Origin of the sequence: Streptomyces sp. CA-106110 (genome assembly GCF_050936285.1) — a bacterium.
Lineage (GTDB): Bacteria > Actinomycetota > Actinomycetes > Streptomycetales > Streptomycetaceae > Streptomyces.
Window position 1 is genome coordinate 5,297,795 of the sequence record NZ_JBNJNB010000001.1, and the last position, 24,644, is coordinate 5,322,438.

Here is a 24,644-nt window from a genome sequence, read left to right on the forward strand (position 1 = left end):
GGTCACCCCACGCCTGCCCCACCGGAACGTGATTCTGGTAGGCCGTCGCACCGGTCGGCCAGGATCATCGCCACATCGTCCGCCAGGTCGCCGCCTGTGTGACGGATCAACGCCTGGTGCAGTTGCTCCAGGCGTTCTAGTGGGCTCGAGCCGACACCCATCCCCTCCACGGCCTCCGGCAGAGCGAAGAATTCGCCTTCGCGGTTGCGGGCCTCGATCACACCGTCGGTGTACAGCAGCAGACGGTCACCGGGGAGGAACGCATAGCTTTCAGGCTTCTCGGGGAGGTCGGTGATGAGGTCCTCGAGGCCGAGAGGCGGCGACGGCAAACTCGGCATGAGTGGTGAAGCTCTGCCCTGGTGCAGCAGCAGCGGTGGTGGATGTCCACGGTTGACCAGCTGCACCACGGGTTCGTCCGGTACCTGCGCGATGAGGGCCGTGGTGAACCCTTCCAGCAGAACCTCCTGACCATATGCACCCGGGACGGCGCCTTCCCGTCGCAGCGCAGCCGCGCAGCGGTTCATGACCTCTACCAGGTCGTCCTCATAGTGCACGGTTTCCCGGAACGCGCCCAGTGCCACTGCGACGGCTCGCACTGCGGACAGTCCTTTGCCCCGGACGTCTCCGACGATCATCCGGACGCCGTACCGCGTCTGCACGGCCTCGTACAGATCACCGCCCACACGTGCCCCCGTCCCAGCCGCGAGGCACAGGCTGCCGGCCCGCAGTGGGCCCAGGTGCGCGGGCACGGGCCGCAGCACGACTTCCTGGGCTGCCACGGCGATGCTTCGGACCTGGTCTAGCTCTCTCTGCCTGCGCTCCTGCATGGCGCGGCTGGTGATGAACCCAGCCACGGAAACCAGGATCAGAGCCAGGAAGTTGCTGTAGACCTGCAGAGTGCCCCACGCCCCGTTGTACGTCGCGGTGGTCACACTGATCGCCAACGCGAGGGCCGACGCCGCGGTGGTCCCCTTGGGCCCCAACGTCACTGCCGCCAGGGCCGGCATCGCAGTGAGAAAGGGACCGGTGTAGATGAAATGCGCAGGCGTGAGCTCGATGACCAGCACGGTCAGCGCGATCAAGAAGGGCACGCACTGCATCAGCGTGAAGAGGACCCGGTTATGACCGCCTGCTCCTGGCACCGAGGGTGATCGCAAGGGCGACCTCATGCAACAAGCCTGCCTCGCTGAAACCCACGGCTCCACCCCAGCCCGCCGCCCTGGACAGCGCGGAGACCGACCCAGCCCATTTACAGACCGCGCGGCTACCTGCCTACCACCAGTGGAAACACCGTCGCAGAACATCGCTGCCCCAGGTCTGCCCCGGGCGCCGTGGCGTGCCGCCGCTCGTGTCCAAGCGATTCAATGCCGTTGGCGAGGTACAAACGGGCCGGGTTCACAGGCGCACGATGACCAGGGCGGTGTCGTCGGTGGCGTCACCGGATGGGAGCAGGTCGGTGAGTACGGCGTCGGCGAGGGCTTCGGGATCGTCGGCCTGGTGGCGGGCCAGGGCGTCGGCGAGCCGGGCGAGGCCCGTGTCGATGGCTTCGCCGCGGCGTTCGATCAGACCGTCGGTGTAAAGCACGAGGACGGCGCTCTCGCGGAACGCTGCGGCCGCCTGGATCCGGGGGCCGTGTTGAGGGCGGGCAGCCAGTGGCGGGTCGGTGGCCTGGTCCAGGAACTCGACGGTTCCGTCCCTCTGCATAAGCACGGGTGGCGGGTGGCCGGCGCAGCTGTAGGTGATCGTGCGGGTCTCCCAGTCGATGAATGCCGTGGCCACGGTGGTGTTCTCGGCGCCGTCGACGGTGCGGGCGTACAGCCCGAGGACTTCCAGGGCGCGGGCGGGGCCCTCGGCGACGAGGCAGGCGGCGCTAAGGGCGCTGCGCAGTTGTCCCATGACGCCGGCCGCGGGTAGGCCGTGGCCGACGACGTCGCCGACGGCGACGGCGATGCGATCGCCGGGCAGGTCGATCAGGTCGTACCAGTCGCCGGCCACATTCAGCGCTTCGGCCGCGGGTCGGTAGCGCACGGCTGCCGGATGCCGGCCGACCGGGCGGGGAGCGGGCAGCATGGCTTCTTGCAAGGTCAGCGCGACTTCACGGGCGCGGATGAGTTCGGTGACGTCCTCCACCCGGTGCAGCAGTAGCGTCACCCGCCCGTCAGGTCCGAGCACGGGAACGTTGGTCATGTTGAAGTACCGCTCTTGCCACAGTCCGGGCTGGTCGGGGTCCTCCGTGTCGTAGCGCTGCAGCGCCACAATGCTGCGCTCGCCTGTGTCCGCCGTGCGGCGCAGTGACGCCAGAACTTTGAGTAGGAGAGGCTCGGCGGGGTCCTTTTCGGGGTGGTCCTCGGGCACGAAGCAACCGACCACTTGCTCGCGGGTGACGCCCCGGAAGCGCAAGAACTCCGCGTTGGCGTCCGCGTAAATCAGCTCTGGAGTCACCAGCGCCACCGCCCCGGGAAGTGCCCGGAACACCGCCGCGTAGTCGACCGCCGGTACCTTCATGACTTCCCTGCCTTGCCCCGCAGCTCTGCCTCTTTTCACGATACGAGCGGGGAGTCACAGCTCGCTCCATGATGTTGTAGGCCCAAGGGCGGCTATACACGAACGATGATCGGGTGCAGAGCTCAGGCGATGCTGGACTCGCCGACCGTGGCAGAGACGGTGAGCCCGGCCGTCAGCAGGCCGAGAAGCTTTGAGCCTGGCTGCGCGGGCCATCGCCACGGGCTGTAGTTGCTGCTGACCACCCTCGGACGGCCCGGATACGCCCCCGCTCTGGCCGTCCAGCAGCTTTACAGGCCGCGCGGCTACGTGGTGCTGGCCTGCACGTTTCGTGGCTCACTGCCAAGGCGCCCCATGGATGCCCCAGGTAGACCACCTAGAGCTCTGTTACCCAGGCCGGACAAGTGCAGGATCGCGATCCGCGCGATGCCATGAGTGTCGGGCCATGGACGGAGTTCTAGCTGGTCGGCGGCCAGTTTAGGGAGCAGCTCACGTGTTACGCGGCCGCGGCGGAGTCCGGAAGCGTGCGCCGCCGGGCTCTCCGGGCACCGTCAGTCGGAGATCCCGTCCAATCAGCCTCGTTCCCAGGCCAAGAACGTGCGCGCCATGAGACTTTTGCAGCTCAGGCCGACTTGGTGAGCGCCGCCCTCGGCGAGGTCGGCAGAGGCACGAGATCGTTCGACGGCCACTGCTGGCGACGTACGACGGCCCGACCAGCTAGAACTGGAGCTGCCCGCGCTGGTCGGCTCGCTCGACCCGGGATTCGGCACCGTCACGCGCGTCACCATCGACACCGCCGCTTGGCCCGCCGCACCTCGTACCGTCATGACGCCTGGCCACGCGATCGAGGTGGCCCTTACAGACGTCGATTTCGAGGCGCATGCCATCGTCCTGGACCTCGGCACCGTGCATCGGTGGCAACTGCTGGTCATCCCACCCGTTCAGCCTCTTGGAACGGCCACCCTGGCTGCTGGATGCCGCCACCGACCCCGAGATCCGCCTGACAGCCCCGCAAATGTTGGCTCTCGCCGAGGCCGGGTTCAGCGGCGAAGCCGCCGGGAAGCCAGAAGGGCAACCGGGAATCGCGTGAAAGACCTGCTGTCGGCAAGCGACCAGCTCAGAGCGGTGCACCACCGTCACCGCATGCCGCTTCGGCCCGAGTGACGGCGGTCCTCCACCGGGACGCCGCAGCGCGGGGTCCCGGGTCCAAAAAGCAGCGACGACAGGCGTGGGCATACGCTTCAAGAAGGGACGTACGTGCAGGAAGAGGCGTGCGTGGAGGCGTAGTGGCACGCGGGCCCCAGAATTCCGGTGACTGCTTGTGCGCCCTCAACACGCCTGCCGGAGGTACGCCATGGATCATGAACCCTTGCCCTCCCCAGACCATGCTGAGGTCCGCATCATCGCAGCAACGCCAGAGGTCGCCCGTCGCGTCGCCCAAGTACTGCGTTGCTGCTTCTCTTCGACCGAACAACGCAGCTACCCAGCCGGCCGCGAAGGGGCGACCCGTCTCCACCTCATCATTGACACCGCTCATACCGCGCAGTCCGCAGGATCCTGGCTGACCTCGAGCGCATCATCCTTCGCGGAACACGATCCCAGTGACGAGGTGTGACCGGACGGTGAGAACGCGAAGCCGCCAACCCAACGTCGCCCGCACCGTCGGCCACAAGCCCTGGAGCGACAGCCATGACGACACTCCGTGAACGCAAGGCCTACCGCAAAGCGGTTCTCCGATCTCTGTACGGAGCCGTCGAATGCAATCGCCCCGAGGTCGGTGGAGCGACACTCCGCGACGAGCTCCACGTACCCGACGAAGATCTCACCGCGGCCTGCGCCTTCCTCGTCGGCGAAGGACTGATCACCGTCGACTGGACATCGCACAACACCCCCGCCACCGTCTCGCTAACTCACGACGGCATCCGCATCATGGAGGAGGAAGAAGAGTCAGAATCGACTACTCAGGGTGACCAATAAAGGGATCGTCCTCGAATGTTAGGCAGCCGCTGGCCACCCACCCTCGTCCAGATCAGGCTTCGCAGTGGTAGGTGGTGCACTGCCGGAATCTACCGTAGTTACCCAGACGGGCGAGGGAGCGTCGGCGGCAACAGGCCGCCCCGGATCCCACGGCGTCGGTGTCCGCCCAATCAGCGGCGTCTCCGTCCCGTGGCGGTTCACTCGCTTCGCATCGCCGGACGTTGAGGATGAGCGAGCAGCTTTACAGACCGCGCCAGCGGCGCGGCCTGATTAGCACTCCCACGCTGGAACCGACCAGTCGCCCCACACCTGCCCCACATGGCAAGACCCGCTGCGGCGCCTGCACGATGATCGCTGCGCCTCAAAGCGACTGCTCGCCACGCGCACATTCGCGTGGCTCGCGCTGCTGTAACACCCCCACCGGGGCTAGGCGCACCGACGACCGACTCAGTTGTGATCGATCCACTCGCTGAGTCTGATCCTCACCTGGTGGTTGTGGTCGGTGTGCCAAACGACCTCGCCACTGACCTGAGCTCCCAGCGCTGGAAGGCTTGCACCGGACGACATGGAGCCAATATCTGCCAGCCCGAGCGCGTTCGGCGCATCGTCGATGCGAATGAAAACTCCGAAGGGCTGGCGACCGATGACCTGACCAGTGATTCGGGTGCCTACGGGGAGCGCGGCCACGGTTGCTGACCACTCTCGGCGGACTTGTTCAGGGGAGGGATCGTTGGGCCAGGCGTATTCGGTCATGAGCCGATCCTGTCAGTGGAATGACGCGCGGGGGGACCCTAGTTTGGAAGATCGCGTAACTGGAATCGGGCTGACCTGGCAAGACGCTGACCTGCGAGTCTCCGAGCGACTCGCCGACGTTCCCCGCTGTTCCCCGCCTATGGCCGTCCGATCGGGCACGCAGGGGGCACACGTGGCCTTCTCCCGGCCTTCCCGGCTGCGAGTGCGTCTCTCCCCATACTGAGCCTGCTCGGCGCTTACGCGGTCGGCGGAGCCTCACGAGCCCAGTCGAAAGGCATCGGCGCGCCCTGCGGGATCACCCAAGGGTTGGGATAGCGAGCGTGACAACCGGTGCAGCGTGCGACGAACGGACCGACCTCGGGGTTCGTGAGAACGCTGTAGCGGCTGGAGGGCTGAGCCGGAAGCATGTGCCCGTTCGCCGTCGTCTCCAAGCCGGGCCACTCCGGCGAGCATTGGCACGGGCGCTCTACCACGAACGGGTCGCCGTCAGGAGTCTTGGTCGTGGTCTTGAAGAGCTTGGCGAAGTTCTCGCGTATCGACACAGCGGCGGCCCCCGTCACTGCGCCCGACTCTCGGGCCCCAGACAGTAACTGAGGTCGGCGGAGTCCATGACCTTCATTAAGTCAGCGGGCGCTGTCCACCAGCTGAGGGAGATCGGGCACGGCTGGGGCACGGACAACTTCTACTCCGTAACTCTATGTGAACGGGGCAGGGTCGGGTACTTCAGGAGTCGTTCCGGCGTCCCGCTGAAGACGCGTACTTCGCCGGGGAGGCGCCTATGGATGCGGTGAAGTCGCGGGTGAAGTGTGCTTGATCGGCGTAGCCCAGTTCGGCGGCGAGAGCGGACCAGTCCTGCGGGTCGGTGGCCGCACGTGCGGCGGCTTCCTGCATGCGGGCTCGCCGGATCACCCACTTGGGTCCGATGCCGACGTATTCGGCGAACAGCCTCTGCAGCTGGCGCACGCTCATGTCGGCGATCGCGGCCAGCTGGGACACTCGTAGAACAGCAGGGTCGGTGCTGATCGTTTCGACCAGCCTGGCCGCCTTGTCGATGGCAGGGTCGGGCGTGGGCCGGAAGTCGCGCAGGAGCGTGGCTGCGCGGTGGAGCGCGGTGGGCACGCAGGGTTCGGTGATGATGGCGTCTGCTGCTGCCCGCGCTGCCGGGCCGAAGATCTCTTCGATGTCCAGGACTCGGTCGGTGAGGGTGGACACCGGGGCAGTGAGGAAGGGGCGGAAGCCGCCGGGTCGGAATCGCAGGCCGAGTGCCCGGCCGGTGCCAGAGATCTCTCGGGTGAACGTGTCGCTGACGATGCCTGTGATGTGGGCCTGCCCGCCGGTGGTGAAGGTGAGGTGGACCACCGGGTGAGTGAGGACTTGCTGCCGGTGTGGTTCGGTCAGGTCCCAGTGGAGGATCCAGTACCCGTCCACGAATGGGGTCAGATCCGCTGGGGCCGGCTCGTGGTCGAGTCGGAACCGCTCAGCCGCGGTGCGCGGGTCGAGGATGGCCCGCTGTCGCGTTTGTTCAATACCCGTCATCGTCGTCCTGTCTACCGTGCCTGACGGCAAGCGGGGAAGGGATGACGTGGAGACGAGATCTGTGATGGCCCGAGCCGCCGAATCGGCGGTGGACATCGTCCGAGGGATCGGGCCGGACGCGTTCGACGGGCGAACACCCTGTCCGGAGCTGAAGGTCGGTGCGCTCCTGAATCACCTGATCTTCTTCACCGGTGTGCGGGGGCACGCCGCGGGACTGAAGCAGCCCCCGCAAGCTCCGAACGAAGTGGCGGAGGAGCATGACTTCACCGCGGAGCCGGATTGGGCCGAGGCGTATGCCGCCCGGTCGGCGGCGACCGCCGCCGTCTGGAGTGCTCCGGAGGCATGGGCTGGCGAGACGGCGCTGACCGGGAGCGGGCGGATGCCGGCCCGCTTCATCGGTGGGATCGTGCTGGGCGAGTGGCTGCTGCACGGCTGGGACCTGGCGGTGGCCACCGGGCAGAAGCTGAGCGTGGACGACGAACTCGCGGCAGCGCTGTACGAGGACATCGTCGGCAAGGCCGAGATGGCCAGGCAGTACGGGGTGTTCGGCCCTGAGGTCAGCGTGCCGCCGACCGCGCCGCTGTTTGACCGCGCTCTGGGACTGGCTGGCCGTGATCCGTCATGGAAGCGCCCAGCCGACCACATGTGAAGGGGCGCAAGCAGCCGCTGCACCCTCGAACGGCCCGGAGACGGCCCGGCTAAGGCACCACGGGAGATTTACAGCGGGCTCAGTACCCCTACTACAGCCTGCACCTTTCCGTGTGCCGCCTGCTGTCGGGGGAGGCCTGGGGGAAGCAGAGTCAGGCGCAGACATCCATAGCGGGCGGAGGAGATGTCTTCTTGCCCTGGGTCTGGCGGGCCTGGTTTTTTGCCCAGGTAAACGGGACACAGACTCCCACTGACCTGCGATCGGGCGGTCGTGGTTGGTCGTTGTTGACCGTTGTTTGTCACCCTCGTAGGGCCCGGAGAGGGCCCGGCGGTGTCGCCGCGGACCCTCCGTCACGAAGAGGAGCAGCCTCCCACCCGGCTTGCGAGCACGGCCTTTTCCCTTCGCCCGCAGGGAAACGCGAGAGGCCCCGGACCTCTCCAGGGCCTCTCGTCTGTGTGCACTCGGCAGGATTCGAACCCACGACCTCTTCGTCCCGAATGAGGTTCGGGCGGGATCGGTACCGGCGATCGACGATCGTGCAGGTCAGGCCGTTGGAGTGGGCTGGCATGACGGGGTGTCGCGGGGTCTCGGGGAGCGGTCCGGCTCCCAAGGTGGCTCCCAGCGGTGGCCCTCAACCCTTGGCAGGGAAGTGGCTCCAAGCCCCGGGTCGCTTAAGGGCTCCTCCAGCCCTAGGCTGCTACATGCTGTGCAAGGACCATGCTGCCGCCGAGCGGTGAACCCGTAACTCGCTGTGCCTGGTTCTTCGCTGCGGGCTTGGCCTCACCGGCTGTTGGCCGGGGGCTGGTTTCTCGGAGTACGGTTTTCAAGACCGCTGCCGTTGCACTGCTCCTGGGCCTGTGACCTGCTGAAACGGCATGCAATGAGGTGAGAGTGCCTCGGCTGGCCCACACGTGGCCCACAGGGGCTCTAATTCGCTTCGCTCGGGAACGGCCAACACGCTTTCCAACTGTGTTGGTGGGGTGCTGGGCTGTGTGCAGGGGCGTTCACTTGCGTTCGTGGACGGCTTGCCTACGGGAAGGGCCCGGCACAGGGTCTCGGCTGAACGAGGATGAACGGAGCTGAATCAGACGGGAACTGAGCCGGCCGCACTCCTCACCGCACCACCGGACACGGCCCGCGGCCAGCTGTCTGGACCACCGCACTCGTGGGAGCTAGGCCGCCTTGGGTCGCGCCGTATGCGTGCCCGAGGCGGGGTCCTGGGCATCCTCGAGGGGGAAAGTCTCGTCTTCCCCGAAGTCCGGGGCCTGGAAGGGGTTTGTCGTCGGAGGCGGCGATGCCGCAGTGGCACAGCGGGGTTGCCCTTCCAGGGCGGAGAACAGCGACGTCAGGTCGATGAGATGTCTCTCTTTCGTTACAGGTCCCTGTGGGGGCCTGGCGTTCCGTGACCGGGCACAGCGGTCCTACAGCTTGGTCATCTTGGCGTACGGGCTCAAGATCCGCATTTGCGCCGAGCCGAAATCTATGAGTGCCGCGATTCCGTCCTCGATGCCGATCACCCGGCCGAGGCCATACGTGTCGTGCGTGACTTGATCGCCCACGGCGAAGTGCTTAGGAGCCGGCGTGACCGGGGCCTTGAAGGGGCTGGTAGGCAAATGGCGCTTCGGTGCAGCAGGCTTTGTCATCGCCCCCAGTATGCACACACGAACTGCGCTGGTGGCTGACTCTCAGGGGCAGGAGTAGTTGATCGTTGGACTCCACTCCTGCAAGAGCTGAGCCTGCCGTCCGCCGAAGCACCACCGCGTCTGAGGCACGGGCCGCCTGAGGATTCGGGCGGTACCTCCCCATCAGGGGTCGTATCGCCCGTACCCTTGCAGTACCCGCACCCTGCCGGGTGCGGCTTGGTCGGGCGTCAAATGGCGGGCGCCCACGACTGAAGGATCTGATCCACACATGCTGATCGCTCAGCGTCCCTCGTTGACCGAGGAGGTCGTCGACGAGTTCCGCTCCCGGTTCGTGATCGAGCCGCTGGAGCCGGGCTTCGGCTACACCCTCGGCAACTCCCTGCGCCGCACCCTCCTGTCGTCGATCCCCGGCGCTGCTGTCACCAGCATCCGCATCGACGGCGTCCTGCACGAGTTCACCACCGTGCCGGGCGTCAAGGAGGACGTCACCGACCTGATCCTCAACATCAAGCAGCTGGTCGTCTCCTCGGAGCACGACGAGCCGGTCGTGATGTACCTGCGCAAGCAGGGCCCGGGTCTGGTCGCCGCCGCCGACATCGCGCCCCCGGCCGGTGTCGAGGTGCACAACCCCGACCTCGTCCTGGCCACGCTCAACGGCAAGGGCAAGCTGGAGATGGAGCTGACCGTGGAGCGCGGTCGCGGCTACGTCTCCGCCGTGCAGAACAAGCAGGTGGGCCAGGAGATCGGGCGCGTCCCAGTCGACTCCATCTACTCGCCGGTTCTCAAGGTCACCTACAAGGTCGAGGCGACGCGTGTCGAGCAGCGCACCGACTTCGACAAGCTGATCGTCGATGTCGAGACCAAGCAGGCGATGCGTCCGCGGGATGTCATGGCCTCCGCCGGTAAGACCTTGGTCGAGCTGTTCGGTCTCGCCCGCGAGCTGAACATCGACGCCGAGGGCATTGACATGGGCCCGTCCCCCACGGACGCCGCCCTGGCCGCCGACCTGGCGCTGCCGATCGAGGAGTTGGACCTCACGGTCCGCTCCTACAACTGCCTCAAGCGCGAGGGCATCCACTCCGTGGGTGAGCTCCTGGCGCGCTCCGAGGCCGACCTGATGGACATCCGCAACTTCGGTGCGAAGTCGATCGACGAGGTCAAGGCGAAGCTGGCCGGCCTGGGCCTGGCCCTGAAGGACAGCCCGCCCGGATTCGACCCGACCGCCGCCGCCTTCGGCGCGGACGATAACGGGAGCACGGGTTTCATGGAGACCGAGCAGTACTGAGCGCTGCGCCGGGTCGCGGGGCAGCCAGGAAGGCAGGGGTGCCGGCGATGAGCACCGGCCGGCCGCACCCGGCTCCTCGAGGGCCCACCTGCGGAGATGCAGAGACCCAAGCCCCTCGAGCCTGATCAAGATGGCGAAGGCGGCCGCCATCTCATCCCTGTCTTACCCTCTGGCCCCCGGGCGCGGCCGAGAACGCCGCCCGACGCGCCGTCCCCCCGGTTTGTATCCCGGGGCACGAAACGGCCCCCTCGGAGATCACTCCGAGGGGGCGTTCGATACATCTTGCCTGGTGGCGTGGTGCAGAGGACCACAGGTGTGACCGAGACGGACATACCTGGGGGCAAAGCGCCGTGTAGTTGTGGGCAGACGCCCATAACCGTGGTGCTCCCCACCGCGGGGCGCGTCCGGGCAACAACGAGCCCGGCTGGTAACCATCCGGCCGGGCTCTCCCTATGCGTTGTTACTCGGGGCGGATGTGCTCCGCCTGCGGGCCCTTCTGCCCCTGCGTGACATCGAACGTGACCCGCTGGCCCTCTTCCAGGGAGCGGAAGCCGGAGGCGTCGATGTTCGAGTAGTGGGCGAAGACGTCGGGGCCGCCGCCGTCCTGCTCGATGAAGCCGAAGCCCTTTTCGCCGTTGAACCACTTGACGGTACCGCTGGCCATGCCTGTCTCCCTCAAGGAAATTCGGGCCCCGCACCGTGCGGGATCCGGAGGTGATCGCCTTGGTCCGGAGAGGCGCTGAACAGCAAGAACGCCCGAGACGTGTGTCACGGGCGAGCGGGACTTCGGAACCACGACTACTGGTATCGACGCTACACCGGGCGCGGCCACACGTCACAGGCCTTACGGGATCGCGTAAGCGAGTCTCTGGGGTCACGACGGCCGCGCAGGTCAGGAGCCGAAGTGGCAGCATTCCCCCGGCTCGACACGCCGGACGCTCGCGGAAGCCATGGCGACCGTGACGCCAGCGCTTATCAGAGACGCCAAGGGAATGGCAGACACCAAGACGGTGCGGACGGCCCTCTATAGCTGGGCTTTCAACATGAGCCGCCGCGACCTGGTACCGCCTGACGACGTGGCCGCGGTGCTGGCGTGGTTCGAGCGGAAGTCCCTGCCCACGTCCGCGCTGGCCGATCGCATGCAAGTACGCGCCGCCCTGGACGCGTTGACCAAGAAACTGGACGGCACCACAGCGTCCGCATCGACCATCCGCCGCAAGCGGGCCATCTTCCACAACGCACTCGGCTACGCCGTCGACGCCGGCCGTCTGACGGACAACCCTCTGCCGCAGGTGCAGTGGAAAGCTCCCGAGCAGGTAGCGGATGAACTGGACCCCGCCTCAGTGCCAGACCCTCGACAAGCTCTCGCGCTGCTCGATGCCGTGCGCACGCAGAGCCCCCGCGGGCGGCGCTTGGTCGCGTTCTTCGGGTGCATGTACTACGCGGCGGCGCGGCCGGCGGAAGTCATCGGTCTTCGTCTTCAGGACTGCGACCTGCCCCGTCGGGGGTGGGGCACTCTGCGACTGCGAGAGACCCATCCGCGCTCGGGGTCGGCCTGGACGGACAGCGGCCAAGCGCACGACCGGCGCGGGCTCAAGCATCGGCCCCGGAAAGCGGTCCGCACCGTGCCGATCCCGCCCGATCTCGTAAACCTGCTGCGGTGGCACGTCATGGCGTATGGCGTCGCCCCCGACGGGCTGCTGTTCCGGACGCAACGGGGCGGGCTCATCCAGGACACCGGATACGGCGAGGTGTGGGCGGAAGCCCGTGCGCGTGCTCTCACGCCCGCTCAGCGCGCGTCTCTGCTGGCAAAGCGTCCATACGATCTTCGCCACGCCGCTGTGTCCACGTGACTCAGCTCCGGCGTGGAACCACAGGAGGTGGCCGCGCGCGCTGGCCACAGTGTGGCCGTGCTGTTCCGGGTGTACGCGAAGTGTCTGGACGGCGGCGCCGCCACGGCGAACGCCCGGATCGAGAGGGCACTGAAGAACGGCAGCTAGGGGAGCCGAAAGCTGCCCCACACCTGCCCCACACGGACTGGTCAGTACCCGTATCAGGGTGAGACACACTGGGAAAAAGCGCCCATAGCGACCAGGTCGTGCCCGGGAACGACGAAAGGGTCCGTGTCCAGCATTGGTGCTGGACACAGACCCTTTCGGTCGTGTGGCGGCGCCAGGATTCGAACCTGGGAAGGCTGAGCCGGCAGATTTACAGACCGCACGGAGGGCAACCCTTGAACTGCGGTTCGGCAGCCCACAACGACCGCTACCCCACGTCCGCCCCACCGGAAGGTGGCTCTGGTTGGCTGTTGAGCCGGTCAGCGAGGAGCATCGCCACATCGTCCGCCAGGTCGCCCTCGGTATGGCGGATCAACGCCTGGTGCAGTTGCTCCAGGAATTCTGGTGGAGTGGTGCCGGCGCGTATCCCCTCCATGGTCTCCGGCAGAGCGAAGAATTCGCTGTCACGGTTGCGGGCCTCGATCACGCCGTCCGTATACAGCAACAGACGGTCACCGGGGACGAACGGATAGCTCTCAGGCTTGGCGGGGAGGTCGGTGGCGAGGTCTTCGAGGCCAAGAGGCGGCAACGGCGAGGCTGGCATCAGTGTCGTAGCCCGGCCCTTGTGCAGCAGCAGCGGCGGCGGATGCCCACGGTTGACGAGCTGCACCACGGGCTCGTCCGGCACTTGCGCGATGAGCGCCGTGGTGAACCCTTCCAACAGAACTTCCTGATCATACGCACCCGGGACAGCGACTTCCCGTCGCAGCGCAGCCGCGCAGCGGTTCATGACCTCCACCAGCTCATGCTCATAGTGCACGGCCTCTCGGAACGCGCCCAACGCCACCGCAACGGCTCGCACCGCGGACAGCCCCTTGCCCGGACGTCCCCCACGATCATGCGGACGCCGTACCGCGTCTGCACGGCCTCGTACAGATCGCCGCCCACCCGTGCCCCCGTCCCTGCCGCAAGGCACAGGCTGCCCGCCAACACAGGGCCCAGCCGCGCGGGCACGGGCCGCAGCACGACCTCCTGAGCCGCCACGGCGATCCGGCGGACCCGGTCAAGCTCTCTCCGCCTGCGCGCCTGAACAGCGCTGCTAGTGCTGAACCCAGCCACAGAGACTAGGGCCAGAGCCAGAAAATTGGTGTAGACCTGCGGGGTGCCCCAAGCCTCGTTATAGGTCGCGGTGGTCACGCTGATTGCCAGCGCGAGAGCCGCCGCTGCGGTGGTGCCCTTGGGCCCCATCGTCACTGCCGCCAGCGCCGGGACCGCGGTGAGAAGGGGGCCGGTGTAGATGAAGTGCGCTGGCGTGAGCTCGATGACCAGCACGGCCAGCGCGATCAAGAAGGGCACACACTGCATCAGCGTGAAGAGGGCCCGGCTACGACCGCCGGCCCCTGGCTGCGGGGGTGAGCGCAAGAGCGACTTCATGCACCAAGCCTGCCTCGCTGAAACCCACGGCTCCACTCTGCCGCTGGCCACCCTGGGCAGCCCGGAGACCGGCCCGGCCCATTTACAGCGGGCTCAGTTCACCTACTACAGCCTGCACCTTTCCGTGTGCCGCCTGCTCGGGGGACGCCTGGGGGAGCAGAGTCAGGCGCAGACATCCATAGCGGGCGGAGGAGATGTCTTCTCGCCCTGGGTCTGGCGGGCCCGATATTCGCCCCTGGTCAGCGCGGTGCACACCCCAACTGACCGGCGGTCGGGCAGTCGTTGATGGTAGTTGTCTGTCGTCGTTGGTCGTCCTCGGAGGGCCCAGAGAGGGCCCGGCGCTGGTGCCCCGGACCCTCGCTCACGAAGAGGAGCAGCCTCCCACACGGCTTGCGAGCACATCGCGTTCGTACTCTTCGGTCCACTCGAGCAACTCGCCACCGCCATGAGTGAGAGTCGCGGGATCAGCCTTGAGGAGCTAACTAGTCGGGGACCCAGGCGCGGATGTCCGAGGGCCTGGACGGAGCGGTGGACGCCGCGTTGGAGCTTCTTGTTGGTCAGCTCGGCGAACCACCGCTCGACCAGGTTCAGCCAGGACGAGCCGGTCAGTATGAAGTGCAGCTGGAAGCGAGGATGGGCCAGCAGCTACTTCTTGATCGTCTCGGTCTCGCTGTCGGCGATGCGGCTCCCGATCGGGGTTGGTGTGACGAAGTCGAAGGGTGTGCCCATAGTCGGGGCCGCCGGTCCGAGAGAGATTGCCTGCGCGGCGGTCGGAAGGTAGGCGTCCACGTCCAGAGCGAGCACGTGCATCAGCACGTCGCCGGTTCCGGCCCCAGCGAGGCGAACGGGTGCTGAAGTCGAGGCGCAAGGTTCCCGCCCGGCTCACACACCATCGGTAAGCAGCGCACGGGACAGTCCAAGAAGCCCGGGACCTGGGCTGCCTATACATTTCAACCCATGAAGGATCCGGGGAGTGATCATGGACATCACGGGGAGTCCTCCTCGACATCACCGCATCGTCCCTGGCCAGCGCTTTTCGTGAACGACCTACGGACAAGAGAGGCTGCGTCGCCAGGAGTTCACCTCTCGGGGCGTCCCAGGTAACGGGCTGCCCCGCGATTGATCACGGGGCGTGTTGGCCTGGGGAGTTGGCTGGTGGGTGATTCAACAGGCGGCCGTGCGGACGGGCACCAGTTCGGTGCTCGTGCGGCGGCGGGTGGGCCGCTGGGCGGCGCGGTCGGAGACGAGGGACGCGATGGCCTGGTGGGTTTCGCCGTAGGTTTCGCGGCGGCCGGTGTATCGCTGGATCGGGCGCCACTGGCGTACTTCGGCATTGGCGTGCTCGACGCAGATCCGGCGGGCGGACTGGCGGCGCTTGTGCTCGCGCCAGCCGTAGTACTCGGTCACGGGCCCGTCGCCCATGTCCTTCGGTTTCCTGGGCGGGGCCGAGACCTGGTCGGGGAACTCGTTGGCCAGGCCGCGGTAGCCGTCGTCGGCCTCGGCCTTCACCTCCGGATGCTGGCGGAACTGCTCGGCGATGCCCTCGGTGCGCATCGCGGTCTGGTCGTGCATCCGTCCGGGCCGCTCGGCCCCGGACCACAGGGTACGGCCCTGGTGGTCGCTGATCGTGGTGGTCTTGATGGTGTTCTGCTTGCGCTTGCCTGACACGAAGGCCCGCCGTCCCGGACGGCCCGCCCGTGGGCGGCGGACCTGGGTCTCCATCCCGTCGATCCGCAAGGTCACGTTCTCGGCTTCGGCGTAGGCGAACACATCGGCCAGTGTGCGCAGACGTATGCCGGGACGGTCGGGGACGGCGAAGCCACGCTCGGCCAGCAGCGGGCGGATCTCACCGACTGCCCGGCCGATGGTGGACGAGCCCACCTCGTAGATCACCCCGAGGGCCTCGTGAGTCAGCCCGGTCCGCAGATGGGCGAGCGTGGCCATCAGTCGGTCGGTGAAGACGAGTTCGTACTTCGGCCCGGCCCCCGCCTCCCGCTTGCGCGCACCCTCGCGCCGCTGACGGCGCCCGGACTCACAGCGCGCTTCCCAGCGCGGCGCGAGCTCGGCCACCAGCGCACCCAGGTGCTCACGCGAGAGGCCGCAGAAGGCATGATGGGACATGGCCGCGCGGGCCAGTTTGATCTTCACACACCAGACAACTCGCGCGGCCTTCTCCATGTCCCCGTACGTGACCAAGATCAATCGCGGGGCAACCCGTAAGAAGTCGCCTCTCCCGGGCGCTCACCTCCGAGAAGGGGCAGGCCCAATGCCTTTCCCGCACATACGAGGAGAAATACCGTGACAACGCCCGAGATTCCTACAGAGGCGCGGGACTACGAGCGAATGATGGGCATGGTCACCGGGTACTGGGTGACTCAGATCGTTCGCGCCGCAGCCGTGTTCAACCTCGCGGGTCACCTGGTGTCGGGGACGAACACCCCCGAGGAGATCGCCAAGGCGGAGTCCACCGACCTCGACGCCACTCGTCGCCTCATGCGGACATGCGCCTCGCTTGGCCTTATGACCTCAAATGACGGTGTGCACTACACCGGCACGTCCTTGCTGAACACCCTGCACAAGGATGCACCCAACTCGCTGCACTACTTCGCCGTTTCGCAGTCGGCGCCGGGGCACTGGCTGCCGTGGGGCCGGTTCCCGGAGGCCGTTCGCACCGGTGAGCACCAGGTGAAGGCCGCGCACGGGGATGCAACCGTCTTCGACTACTTCGCCGGCCACCGTGAGGAGGCGTCCTTCTTCACGGAGTCCATGACCAACCTGTCGGTTGCCGCGGCGGTGGATGTCGCCGCCGTTCTCGACACCGAGGGCGTCAAGCTCGCCATGGACGTCGGCGGTGCCTCCGGCCATGTCGTCCGGGCGATGATGAAGGTCAACCCGGAGCTCCACGGCGGAGTTTTCGACCTGCCGCACATCGTGCCCGCCGCTGCGGACGCCGCCCAGGCCGACGGGCTGGCGGAGCGTTTCACGGTCGTCGGCGGGGACTTCTTCGAGGAGATTCCGGCGGCGGACCTCTTTGTGCTGAAGTACATCCTGCACGACTGGGATGACGACAGTTGCGTGCGCATCCTGAGGAACTGCCGGTCCTCGCTGGTGGAGGGCGGCCGCGTTGTTGTGGTGGATCACCTCGTCGGCGGGATCGGGGAGCCCGGCCTCGCTCCCCTGATGGATATGAACATGCTCGACATGACCGGTGGCAGGGAGCGAGAAATGAGCGAGTTCGACGCGCTGTTTGCCGCAGCCGGTCTGCGCCGCGTCAAGGTGAGCACCGCCGGCGCCTTCGCCGTCATCGAAGCGGTGCCCGCGGCCTGACGCACCGTTCAACACGCGGCGAAGCCATGAAGCCGGTGTGCCATCGGTCCCGGGTCAGCTGCCACTTCCCGGTGTCGGGGTCCTGCTCCCAGCGGGGTCGCCCGCGCCTCGTCTCGTCCACGCCCAGCGCCTCCACTCCGGGCAGCTCGGCCTCGGTCACCTCACGGGAGGCCGTGCGGAATGCGGGCATCACCGTTGGCCAGGAGACGTGCAGGTCGACGCGAGAGTCGCGAACATGTTCGGGACGAAGCCGAACTGTGCACCGACGTTGTCGAGGATGCCCTTCGCCCTGTCGCGGACGTCGTCAGGAGAGGGAGCGTTCAGTCGTGACATGGCGAATCAACCTCCGGTAGGTGTGCGAGTAGTCGCCGAGCCCAGGTCAGGCCGAGCATTTTTTGGGCTTGGCGGCCCATTTTTCGGAGTTAATACCGACCGAGACTGGGCCGCCAGGCCCACTCCGCGGTATCGTGTGACGTATGGAAGCCACGACACGAGCCCAGGTGCCGCACAAGCTCACGGCCAAAGGCCACGCGACGCGTGCCCGGATCCTCGAACATGCCGCGGAACTCATCTACACCAAGAGTGTCCACGCGACGAACAACGAGCAGCTCCGTCACGCGGCCGGCGTCAGCGGGTCCCAGCTCAAACACTATTTCCCGACCAAAGAGCGTCTCGTCCTGGCAGTCATCGCCTGGCAGGCCGATCGCGTCCTCACATTCCATCGCAGTGAGCGATTCGCCTCCTTCGACGACCTCGACACGTTTCGGAAGTGGGCGGATTTCTACGTCGGCTACGAGCGCGCCTACCAGGAAGGCTGCACCCTCGGCTCCCTCGCGAGCGAGATCATCAAGACCGACCTCGACGTTCACGACGAGCTCGCGAGCGCGTTCGACCAGTGGAGGGACATCTTCCGCGACGGGCTCCAGCACATGCAGCGACTCGGCAGCATCAGCACTGACGCGGATCCCACGCAGCTGGCCAATCTGCTTCTCTCCGCATTCCAGGGCGGCATGCTCCTCGCCCAGGTCGCTCGGGACATCACCCCGCTAAAGGACGCGTTGCAGGCAGCCATCGATCACGTGCAGACCTTCGCGACGTCTCCCGACGCCGCCTGTTCCTGCCCGCTCGCTGACGGTGAAGGGTGAACGAACCCGAGGGAAGATCGTGGACACAGCGGCTGGCTTGATGCTTAAAGGGGCACCCGCCTCTCGGCGGATCCCTTCTCAAGCGGTAGCGGAGGTATTTGCACCCTCGGTGACGGGTTACGCCACACTCGCTTTCGAGGTCTGTTCGTGCTGGTCAGATGGGTATTCGGCGCTGCTCAACCCCGTTCACTTGCGTGCCCCCGCCCTGGCGTGAACCGCTGTGAACGGCTCCGGACGGGGGTGAATGAGACGGAAACTGAGACGGAGCACCGCGAGGCTGACCTGCGCTCAAGTCCGTAGTACGTCAAGGGCGAGAGGCTTCCATGGCCGCGATCACGTCCGCAGTGTCGCCCTCGTAGAGGAGGTGCGGTTCGTCTGCCTGAGGGGGGATGAACCGGCTTCGGTAACGCTGAAGGTCGCTCTCTGAGAAGTAGATCGAGTTCGGATCGTCTGCGTGGAACTCGTTGCGCTTGCTGATTCGCGCCCAGAGTTCGTCATGGCTGGCTGCAAGATAGACCAGTACGGGGGTGGCGCCGGCGTCAGTGGCGATGGCTCGCCATCTAGCCCGATCTTCGGGGGTCCAAAAGCCGTGGTCAACGACCGCGTCATGTCCGGCCTTGAGCTGTTCCCTGAGTTCAACAGCCACGTCTTCGAGCACCGGCCGCTCAAGGGTGGGGAACGTGCCTCGCGGACGGCTGTTCCGGACGCAGCGCGGCGGGCTCATCCAGGACACCGGATACGGCGAGGTGTGGGCAGAAGCCCGCACGCGTGCTCTCACGCCTGCTCAGTGCGCGTCGCTGCTGGCGAAGCGTCCATATGATCTTCGCCACGCCGCCGTGTCCACGTGGCTCAGCTCTGGGGTGGAACCGCAGGAGGTGGCTGCGCGCGCCGGCCACAGCGTGGCCGTGCTGTTCCGGGTGTACGCAAAGTGCTTGGACGGCGGCGCCGCCACAGCGAACGCCCGAATCGAGCGGGCGCTGAAGAACGGCAGCTAGTAGGGCTTGGTTAGGTTGGGATGGGCTTGGCGTGTCTGGGTGGGGGCAGCGGCGTCCGGCACAGCGGGCAGCGCCCGGCCCAGCAGGCCAGCAGGACCTGCAGTCCGGCCACGACCTGGTAGGTCGTCAGGCCGTGGCCGCCGCTTTCGGGGACAGCCGCTCCAGGGTGCAAAACGCCTGGGCGACCGAGGCCAGGGTGAGGTGCCGGTGGAAGCCGTTCCAGGTGCGGCCCTCGAAGTGACCCAGCCCCAAGGCGGTCTTCAGCTCGCGGTAGTCGTGCTCGACCCGCCAGCGGAGCTTCGCCGAGCGCACCAGGTGCCGCAGGGGGGTGTCCGCGGGCAGCGTGGAGAGCCAGTACTTGGTCGGCTCCTTCTCGCCGGCGGGCCACTCGGCCAGCAGCCAGCACACCGGCAGGTCCTCGCCGGGGTGCGCCCGGCGCAGCCGCACTCCGGCGGGGCGCACCCGCAGTGCGGCGAACCGCGAGCGCAACGGGCCCTTGGAGCCCTGCCGCCAGGTCACCCGGTGCAGGGCGCCGTGCCCGGCGTCCTGCACCAGCGTGCGCACCGAGGTGGGTGCCTGCCGGTAGCGGGGCACCGGGGGCCGGCCGGTGCCCGACCAGGCCGGAGCGGTACGCGTGGCGGTCTCGGGCAGCACCGCGGTGTCCGAACGCACCCCGACCACGTAGTCGATGCCGCGCTCTTCCAACGCCAGCCGGAAGGCACCGTCTTGACCGTAGCCCTCGTCGGCCACGATCAGCGGCGGGTCCAGCCCCCAGCACCGCAGCTCGTCGACCATGTCGACGGCCAGCTGCCACTTGGCGACATGCCAGACCTCGTCGGGGATGTGGGCCCGGCGGCGGCGCTTGGCCACCTGGTCGGCGTCCTCGGCGGGCGCGGCGGTCACGTCCCACTGCTCGGGCAGGAACAGCCGCCAGTTCACCGGACAGGAGGCCGCGTCGGTGACCAGGTGCACGCTCGGGGCGACCTGGCAGTTGGCGGTCTTGCCCAGCGCCCCGCAGTACTGCGCGGCCACGCCGGGCGAGGCGTGGCCGTCCTTGGGAAAGGACACATCGTCGATCACCCAGGCGGCCGGGCGGATGACCGGCTCCATGCGCCAGGCCAGCTCGGCCAGCACCATCTGATGGGACCACGGGGCGTCGGCCAGGAACTGCTGCAGGCCCTGCCGGTCCACCCCCAGCCGGGCCGCCATCGGCTCCATCGACTTGCGGCGGCCCGCACCGAGCAGCCCGCGCACATACCGCTCGCCCCACCGCCGCTGGTCGGACCGTCCCAACGGGGCGAACACCTCGGCCGCGAACGCCGCCAACCGGTCCTGGGCCTCCACGAGCTCCTGCGGAGTCATGGCCCTCACCTCCGCGAGGCCAACACGCCCTCCTTCCCCCAAGATAACCAAGCCCTACTAGTGCTGTGACCGCATAGGTTCGCCGGGTTGCCGGCGGGACGGTTGGCTCGGTGCGCTCTCACCGCGGTACGGGCACGGTATTCAGACTGACCTCGGCTCAAGTCGATCCGCGCCTATGACCGCAGCGTGCTGTCCCAGTGCCATGTGGTGAGACGAGGGTGCCCGGGCAGTTCGGCGCGCCCGGTGGCCCACAACAGGGTGAGCCAGGGATCCGCGCTGGCCGGGGCTTCTGGGAACAGACGGGTGAGCACTCGCGAGCAGAGAGCGGGCGGCGGGGTCCAGGCAAGCCCGAAGCCTTCCGCCACATCGTGCGTGTGCACCAGCGTCTCCACCACCCCCATTGCCGCGAAGCCCTCGGGGTCCGACACCCCGTAAACGTGGTAGGCGCGGACCCGCTGCGGCGTCGTTCGCACCATAGCGACCAGCAGGGCACCGCTCGCCTCCAGCACCTGTAGCAGGCCGGCCGGACCGGCATCATGGTCCGCGAAAACGAAGGTCGCAGGTCCGCCCGGCCTCTTCTGTCTCAAGGCGAAGGGGACATGGGTGTCCAGCGGCGGGCTCTGCGGCCCCAGTTGGACGGCGTAGTGGAACAGGTCGTGGGCGAGGTGCTCGACGGTCTCCCAGCAGTCCCACTCCAGCGAACCGGCCTTGCCGTCCCACCCCGCCGCGGGTGCCTCACGAAGGACGCCCACGGCGAGTCGCACAGCAAGGTCGACGTCGTCCGCGGTGACGGGAGACAACACTGAGCCGGTTTCGACTGATCGTGACATGGCAGCACCGTATCGCGATGGGAGCGGGCAGCCCCTTGCAGCTTGTGCGTTGTCCGTGATGGGGCGCCAGTTTGGTTGTTCATGCGGCTTTCGGATGGGGGCGGCCCCAGCGGATGCCTTTCTCGCTGCGGATGCGGGCGCGTTCGCGGCGCTGGGCTTGCAGGACGGTCGGGTGGCGGCGATGGTCGTTGCGCCAGCGCACCCATGAGGGCCGGGCTTGTCAAGAGCAGACTGGAACCTGGCCCGGCATGCTCGGGGCTGGTGCCGGAGGTGGGTGGAGGAGCCCGTGTCTCCTCGGTCGAGGGCTGTCGATGATCCCCGGGGGTAGGTCGGGCGGAGGAGTCTCACACGCACCCATTCGGCTCCGTGCACCGTCGCCGGGCCGGCGCCATGACCCTAGTCCGGGGGCCGGGCTGCTCATTCAGGTAGTCGAGCACGGCGGGGCCGGCTCATGCGCTGACGCGAGCGCACCCGGGGTCGGCAACCTCTCGGAAGGGGAAGTGTGACTGTCATTGGCTCAGCGCTGCCTCCCCGACGGGACGGGTGGCGTGCTGGTCGGCTTCGTACTCGACAAGCAAGTGCCAGGTGCGGGTGAGGAGTTTGCGGGCGATCGCGATCGTGGCGATCTTCTTGCCGCGGCGATGGGCGATCTGCTCGTAGCAGGCGGCGAACTGCGGGGATCGTTTGGCGGTCTGGGCCGCTTCGCTCAGGATCCAGCGCACCCAGGGGTCGCCCTGTTTGGAGATGTGGCCGTAGCGGACGGTGCGGTCCGAGCCGCGGACGGTGGGAGTGAGCCCAGCCCAGGAAGCGAGCTTGCGGGCCGAGGGGAAGCGGCGGATGTCGCCGATCTCAGCCAGCAGGACCAGAGCGGTGAGTGGTCCTACTCCCGGCAGAGTGGTCAGGACCTTCACCCGCGGGTCATTCTTGGCTTCGGCCGTCAGCCGAGCGTCAAGCCGGTCGATGGGAACCTGGACGGCATCGATCAGCTCCAGCAGGTCGGTGATCACTGTGCGGGAGGACGCGGGCAGCGGGAGCTGCTCCAGCCAGCGGCGGCCGGGACCGCTCCAGCAGCTGCGGCTGGTTCCCCGGTCACAGCCGTGATCGGCCAACACGGCATGGATCCGGTTACGCAACAGGGTCCGCAACCGGACCAGTTGGGCCCGATGTCGGAGCACGGCCCGCTGCTGCCGGACCGACGGCGGGCCGATCCAGGCCTCTGGCAACAGATCGGCGCGCAGCAGCTGGGCCAGGGTGGCCGCATCGACCTTGTCGTTCTTCAACCGGGCCGAGGCGATGGCTTTGCACTGCAGCGGATGCACCAGGTGCGGCTCGAAGCCGTGCTCCTGGAGCAGCTCGACCAGCCAGCCCCAGCCGAAGGCGGCCTCGAACGCCACCGGTGTGCCCGTGGGGAGATCCCCGATCACCCCCAGCACCGGCACCCGCCCGTTGGGCACGTTCCTGTTCACGTTGATCCCACCGCCTTGGTCGGCGATGGCGATCTGCGACCTCTTGCGATGCACGTCGATTCCGACGTAGACAGACATCCCGGGCCTCCTTCCCGAGCTCGTATGGACACCCGGAAACAGCATCCACCGGGCTGGCGCGGAAGGGGGCCCGGCCCTCATAGCGTCAGGTAGTCCTGCATCTGCCGGGCGAGTGCTGGGTGGTTGGGCGGGTCGTTGTTGCCGATCACGAAGCTGCGCAGTGGTCCAAAGTGCGGCTCGATGGGGTTGGCCCAGGAGGCGTCGGTCGGGGTGAAGCACAGGTGCACCTTGTGGGCTGTGGTCCAGGCCCGGATGGCGGGGGTCTTGTTCCCGGACCAGTTGTCGGCGATCACGTAGATCGGGGCGCCGTCCGGCCGGGCGGCTCGGATGCTCTTCAGCGCGGTCAGCGTGTGGTCGGCGCCCTTGCGCCGGCGGGTGGTGCCCCACAGGGTGTCGTCGCCCAGGCTGTAGCAGCCGTGGAAGTAGCCGATGCCGTGGTGGCGGTGGTAGGTCGCGCGCAGCCGGTCGGGGTGCTTGCGTCTGGCCCAGCAGGTGCCGGGGCAGGGGCGGATGGGCAGCGGCCCGAACTGGTCGAAGGCGAAAGCACCGGTCGGGAAAGCGGCGGGTGACCTCCTCGATGCGGTCGAGTTTGGCGTCGGCGTCCGGGTCGGTGGTCTCCTTCCAGGTGCGGGTGCGCTGGAAGGAGATCTGGTGCCGGCGTAGGGTCTCGCCCAGCCTGGTGCGGCCGATGACCACCCGGCTGGCCCCGGCGGGTGGGTGGGAGAGGTAGTCGGCCAGCTTGCGCAGGCTCCAGTGGGTGAACGGCCGGCCCAGCGACCTGGGCCGGGCGGTGGCCACCTGGACGATGTACGCCTCGTCCTGCTCGGTGATCCGCCGCGGTGCCCCGCCCGCCCAGCGCAGTCCAGGCACTCCAGCCCGCGGTCGTTGAAGGCGTGGATAACATCACGGACCGTGTCCGGATCCGCGGCCACCAGCCGCGCGATGACCTCGTTGGTGTTCCCCGAGACCGACGCCAGGACCATCATCGCCCGGCGGACCTTGACCGTCTGGTGCCGGCCCCGCCGCACGATTCTTAGCAGGATCCGGCCTTCCTCATCGGTGAGCCGACGCGCTCGAACAGGCTTTGACATGGCAACGCTCCTCCCGAAGCAGGCGCAGGGTCTCGCTCTGCGCCTGCTTCGGGAACCGAGATCGTCAGGTCCGGACCGGCACCGCCCCCCGAACCCTGGCCAGCTTCCGCAACCTGGGCAGCACGTTCCGCCTCGCCGGACGAGCCAACATCGCCCACGCCCGCCGCGATCTCCTCAACCACAACGACGCCTTCGCCGTCTACGGCATCTGATCAACTACTACGAAGTCGGGCGTAACGGAACAACGCCGGGGCCGTGCGTCGGCACCAACCCGGCCGGCGGCCCATTCGGGTGGGCTCGCGAAGCCGGCAGCCGGGACGGGTACCGTCCGGTATTTCGACCGCGCGCCTAAAGTTACCCGCTAATTGCGTTGCTGCGGCGTCCCTGCACCGACGAACCTACGCTGTCCCGATCAGCGCAGGGAACCGCTCGCACCCCGATGCCACACATGAAGACAGGCGCCGGGGCCGCACACGCCAGAGTGCCACAGCTGTGACATGTACCTGATCAGACGCCTAGAACAACGCCGGGCCCAGCCCGTGCGCCATCTCGTGGTGCGCAGCACAGAGGACAT

General features: G+C 67.6%; 23 protein-coding genes and 4 pseudogenes. 10 read left to right on the top strand and 17 right to left on the bottom strand.

Features of this window, described 5'->3' with window-relative positions:
• Positions 1–2 precede the first annotated feature (2 nt).
• Positions 3–1,169, bottom strand: coding sequence for a PP2C family protein-serine/threonine phosphatase (locus ACQEXA_RS24310; RefSeq protein WP_432931392.1), 1,167 nt, complete (start codon positions 1,167–1,169; stop codon positions 3–5).
• Positions 1,170–1,395: 226 nt separating this feature from the next.
• Positions 1,396–2,505 (bottom strand): PP2C family protein-serine/threonine phosphatase, encoded by a 1,110-nt coding sequence (locus ACQEXA_RS24315; RefSeq protein ID WP_433130996.1) that lies wholly within the window; start codon positions 2,503–2,505, stop codon positions 1,396–1,398.
• A 735-nt stretch (positions 2,506–3,240) separates the two neighbouring features.
• Between ACQEXA_RS24315 and ACQEXA_RS24320 the strand changes: the two genes are divergently transcribed.
• Together ACQEXA_RS24320 and ACQEXA_RS24325 are read left to right on the top strand one after the other, a co-directional pair.
• On the top strand, positions 3,241–3,666 hold the full coding sequence (locus ACQEXA_RS24320) for a DUF5994 family protein (protein ID WP_433134606.1): 426 nt from the start codon (positions 3,241–3,243) through the stop codon (positions 3,664–3,666).
• 525 nt (positions 3,667–4,191) lie between these two features.
• Complete coding sequence (locus ACQEXA_RS24325; RefSeq protein ID WP_359409313.1) at positions 4,192–4,479, top strand: hypothetical protein; 288 nt, start codon at positions 4,192–4,194, stop codon at positions 4,477–4,479.
• A 447-nt stretch (positions 4,480–4,926) separates the two neighbouring features.
• On the opposite strand, the gene ACQEXA_RS24330 is transcribed toward ACQEXA_RS24325, so the two are convergent.
• The gene (locus ACQEXA_RS24330; RefSeq protein WP_432931388.1) at positions 4,927–5,232 is read right to left on the bottom strand and encodes a hypothetical protein; all 306 of its coding nucleotides are present in this window, start codon (positions 5,230–5,232) and stop codon (positions 4,927–4,929) included.
• A gap of 723 nt (positions 5,233–5,955) precedes the next feature.
• Positions 5,956–6,768 (bottom strand): DUF6597 domain-containing transcriptional factor, encoded by an 813-nt coding sequence (locus ACQEXA_RS24335; protein ID WP_432931386.1) that lies wholly within the window; start codon positions 6,766–6,768, stop codon positions 5,956–5,958.
• Positions 6,769–6,814: 46 nt separating this feature from the next.
• Here ACQEXA_RS24335 and ACQEXA_RS24340 point away from each other — a divergent pair, with 46 nt between their 5' ends.
• Positions 6,815–7,417 (top strand): TIGR03086 family metal-binding protein, encoded by a 603-nt coding sequence (locus tag ACQEXA_RS24340; RefSeq protein ID WP_432931384.1) that lies wholly within the window; start codon positions 6,815–6,817, stop codon positions 7,415–7,417.
• A gap of 1,421 nt (positions 7,418–8,838) precedes the next feature.
• Here ACQEXA_RS24340 and ACQEXA_RS24345 read toward each other — a convergent pair.
• On the bottom strand, positions 8,839–9,060 hold the full coding sequence (locus tag ACQEXA_RS24345; RefSeq protein WP_432931382.1) for a hypothetical protein: 222 nt from the start codon (positions 9,058–9,060) through the stop codon (positions 8,839–8,841).
• 268 nt (positions 9,061–9,328) lie between these two features.
• On the opposite strand from ACQEXA_RS24345, the gene ACQEXA_RS24350 reads away from it, so the two are divergent.
• The gene (locus tag ACQEXA_RS24350; protein WP_432931380.1) at positions 9,329–10,345 is read left to right on the top strand and encodes a DNA-directed RNA polymerase subunit alpha; all 1,017 of its coding nucleotides are present in this window, start codon (positions 9,329–9,331) and stop codon (positions 10,343–10,345) included.
• A 460-nt stretch (positions 10,346–10,805) separates the two neighbouring features.
• Here ACQEXA_RS24350 and ACQEXA_RS24355 read toward each other — a convergent pair whose 3' ends face one another.
• Complete coding sequence (locus ACQEXA_RS24355; RefSeq protein WP_055489114.1) at positions 10,806–11,009, bottom strand: cold-shock protein; 204 nt, start codon at positions 11,007–11,009, stop codon at positions 10,806–10,808.
• A gap of 229 nt (positions 11,010–11,238) precedes the next feature.
• Here ACQEXA_RS24355 and ACQEXA_RS24360 point away from each other — a divergent pair.
• Positions 11,239–12,345, top strand: a pseudogene (locus ACQEXA_RS24360) (tyrosine-type recombinase/integrase); the annotation flags it as partial.
• Positions 12,346–12,610: 265 nt separating this feature from the next.
• On the opposite strand, the gene ACQEXA_RS24365 reads toward ACQEXA_RS24360, so the two are convergent.
• A complete protein-coding gene (locus tag ACQEXA_RS24365) occupies positions 12,611–13,162 on the bottom strand; it encodes a PP2C family protein-serine/threonine phosphatase (RefSeq protein ID WP_432931378.1) in 552 nt (183 codons plus the stop codon).
• 501 nt (positions 13,163–13,663) lie between these two features.
• Here ACQEXA_RS24365 and ACQEXA_RS24370 point away from each other — a divergent pair.
• Positions 13,664–14,062 carry a hypothetical protein gene (locus tag ACQEXA_RS24370; protein ID WP_433130998.1) on the top strand — a complete coding sequence of 133 codons (399 nt, stop codon included), beginning with the start codon at positions 13,664–13,666 and terminating at the stop codon, positions 14,060–14,062.
• Between the two features lie 224 nt (positions 14,063–14,286).
• Here ACQEXA_RS24370 and ACQEXA_RS24375 read toward each other — a convergent pair.
• The 3 genes and pseudogenes from ACQEXA_RS24375 to ACQEXA_RS24385 form a co-directional block, all read right to left on the bottom strand.
• Positions 14,287–14,412: pseudogene (locus tag ACQEXA_RS24375) on the bottom strand (IS630 family transposase); the annotation flags it as partial.
• 9 nt (positions 14,413–14,421) lie between these two features.
• Positions 14,422–14,592, bottom strand: a complete 171-nt coding sequence (locus ACQEXA_RS24380; RefSeq protein ID WP_432931372.1) for a hypothetical protein — start codon at positions 14,590–14,592, stop codon at positions 14,422–14,424.
• A 348-nt stretch (positions 14,593–14,940) separates the two neighbouring features.
• Positions 14,941–15,954: a transposase family protein gene (locus ACQEXA_RS24385; RefSeq protein WP_432931370.1), complete on the bottom strand. Its 1,014-nt coding sequence runs from the start codon at positions 15,952–15,954 to the stop codon at positions 14,941–14,943.
• 120 nt (positions 15,955–16,074) lie between these two features.
• Here ACQEXA_RS24385 and ACQEXA_RS24390 point away from each other — a divergent pair, with 120 nt between their 5' ends.
• Positions 16,075–17,103 carry a methyltransferase gene (locus ACQEXA_RS24390; protein ID WP_432931368.1) on the top strand — a complete coding sequence of 343 codons (1,029 nt, stop codon included), beginning with the start codon at positions 16,075–16,077 and terminating at the stop codon, positions 17,101–17,103.
• A 189-nt stretch (positions 17,104–17,292) separates the two neighbouring features.
• On the opposite strand, the gene ACQEXA_RS24395 is transcribed toward ACQEXA_RS24390, so the two are convergent.
• Complete coding sequence (locus ACQEXA_RS24395; RefSeq protein WP_432931366.1) at positions 17,293–17,436, bottom strand: hypothetical protein; 144 nt, start codon at positions 17,434–17,436, stop codon at positions 17,293–17,295.
• 143 nt (positions 17,437–17,579) lie between these two features.
• Here ACQEXA_RS24395 and ACQEXA_RS24400 point away from each other — a divergent pair, with 143 nt between their 5' ends.
• Complete coding sequence (locus ACQEXA_RS24400) at positions 17,580–18,248, top strand: TetR/AcrR family transcriptional regulator (RefSeq protein WP_432931364.1); 669 nt, start codon at positions 17,580–17,582, stop codon at positions 18,246–18,248.
• A gap of 304 nt (positions 18,249–18,552) precedes the next feature.
• Here the strand turns inward: ACQEXA_RS24400 and ACQEXA_RS24405 are convergent, their stop codons facing one another.
• Entirely contained in the window at positions 18,553–18,906 is a 354-nt protein-coding gene (locus ACQEXA_RS24405; protein WP_432931362.1) for an AAA family ATPase, read from the bottom strand.
• Between the two features lie 16 nt (positions 18,907–18,922).
• On the opposite strand from ACQEXA_RS24405, the pseudogene ACQEXA_RS24410 reads away from it, so the two are divergent.
• Positions 18,923–19,243, top strand: a pseudogene (locus ACQEXA_RS24410) (site-specific integrase); the annotation flags it as partial.
• Between the two features lie 126 nt (positions 19,244–19,369).
• Here the strand turns inward: ACQEXA_RS24410 and ACQEXA_RS24415 are convergent.
• The 5 genes and pseudogenes from ACQEXA_RS24415 to ACQEXA_RS24435 all read right to left on the bottom strand — a co-directional run bounded on the left by ACQEXA_RS24415 (position 19,370) and on the right by ACQEXA_RS24435 (position 24,070).
• Positions 19,370–20,605, bottom strand: coding sequence for an IS701 family transposase (locus ACQEXA_RS24415; protein WP_432937488.1), 1,236 nt, complete (start codon positions 20,603–20,605; stop codon positions 19,370–19,372).
• A gap of 173 nt (positions 20,606–20,778) precedes the next feature.
• Positions 20,779–21,435, bottom strand: a complete 657-nt coding sequence (locus tag ACQEXA_RS24420; protein ID WP_432930703.1) for a hypothetical protein — start codon at positions 21,433–21,435, stop codon at positions 20,779–20,781.
• Positions 21,436–21,514: 79 nt separating this feature from the next.
• Positions 21,515–21,637, bottom strand: a pseudogene (locus ACQEXA_RS24425) (IS630 family transposase); the annotation flags it as partial.
• A gap of 307 nt (positions 21,638–21,944) precedes the next feature.
• Positions 21,945–22,979, bottom strand: coding sequence for an IS110 family transposase (locus ACQEXA_RS24430; protein WP_432920626.1), 1,035 nt, complete (start codon positions 22,977–22,979; stop codon positions 21,945–21,947).
• Between the two features lie 77 nt (positions 22,980–23,056).
• Entirely contained in the window at positions 23,057–24,070 is a 1,014-nt protein-coding gene (locus ACQEXA_RS24435) for a helix-turn-helix domain-containing protein (RefSeq protein WP_433131000.1), read from the bottom strand.
• Between ACQEXA_RS24435 and ACQEXA_RS24440 the strand changes: the two genes are divergently transcribed.
• Positions 24,064–24,282, top strand: coding sequence for a hypothetical protein (locus ACQEXA_RS24440; protein WP_432931358.1), 219 nt, complete (start codon positions 24,064–24,066; stop codon positions 24,280–24,282). The two genes, ACQEXA_RS24435 and ACQEXA_RS24440, sit on opposite strands and share 7 nt — an antisense overlap.
• Positions 24,283–24,644: the final 362 nt, after the last annotated feature.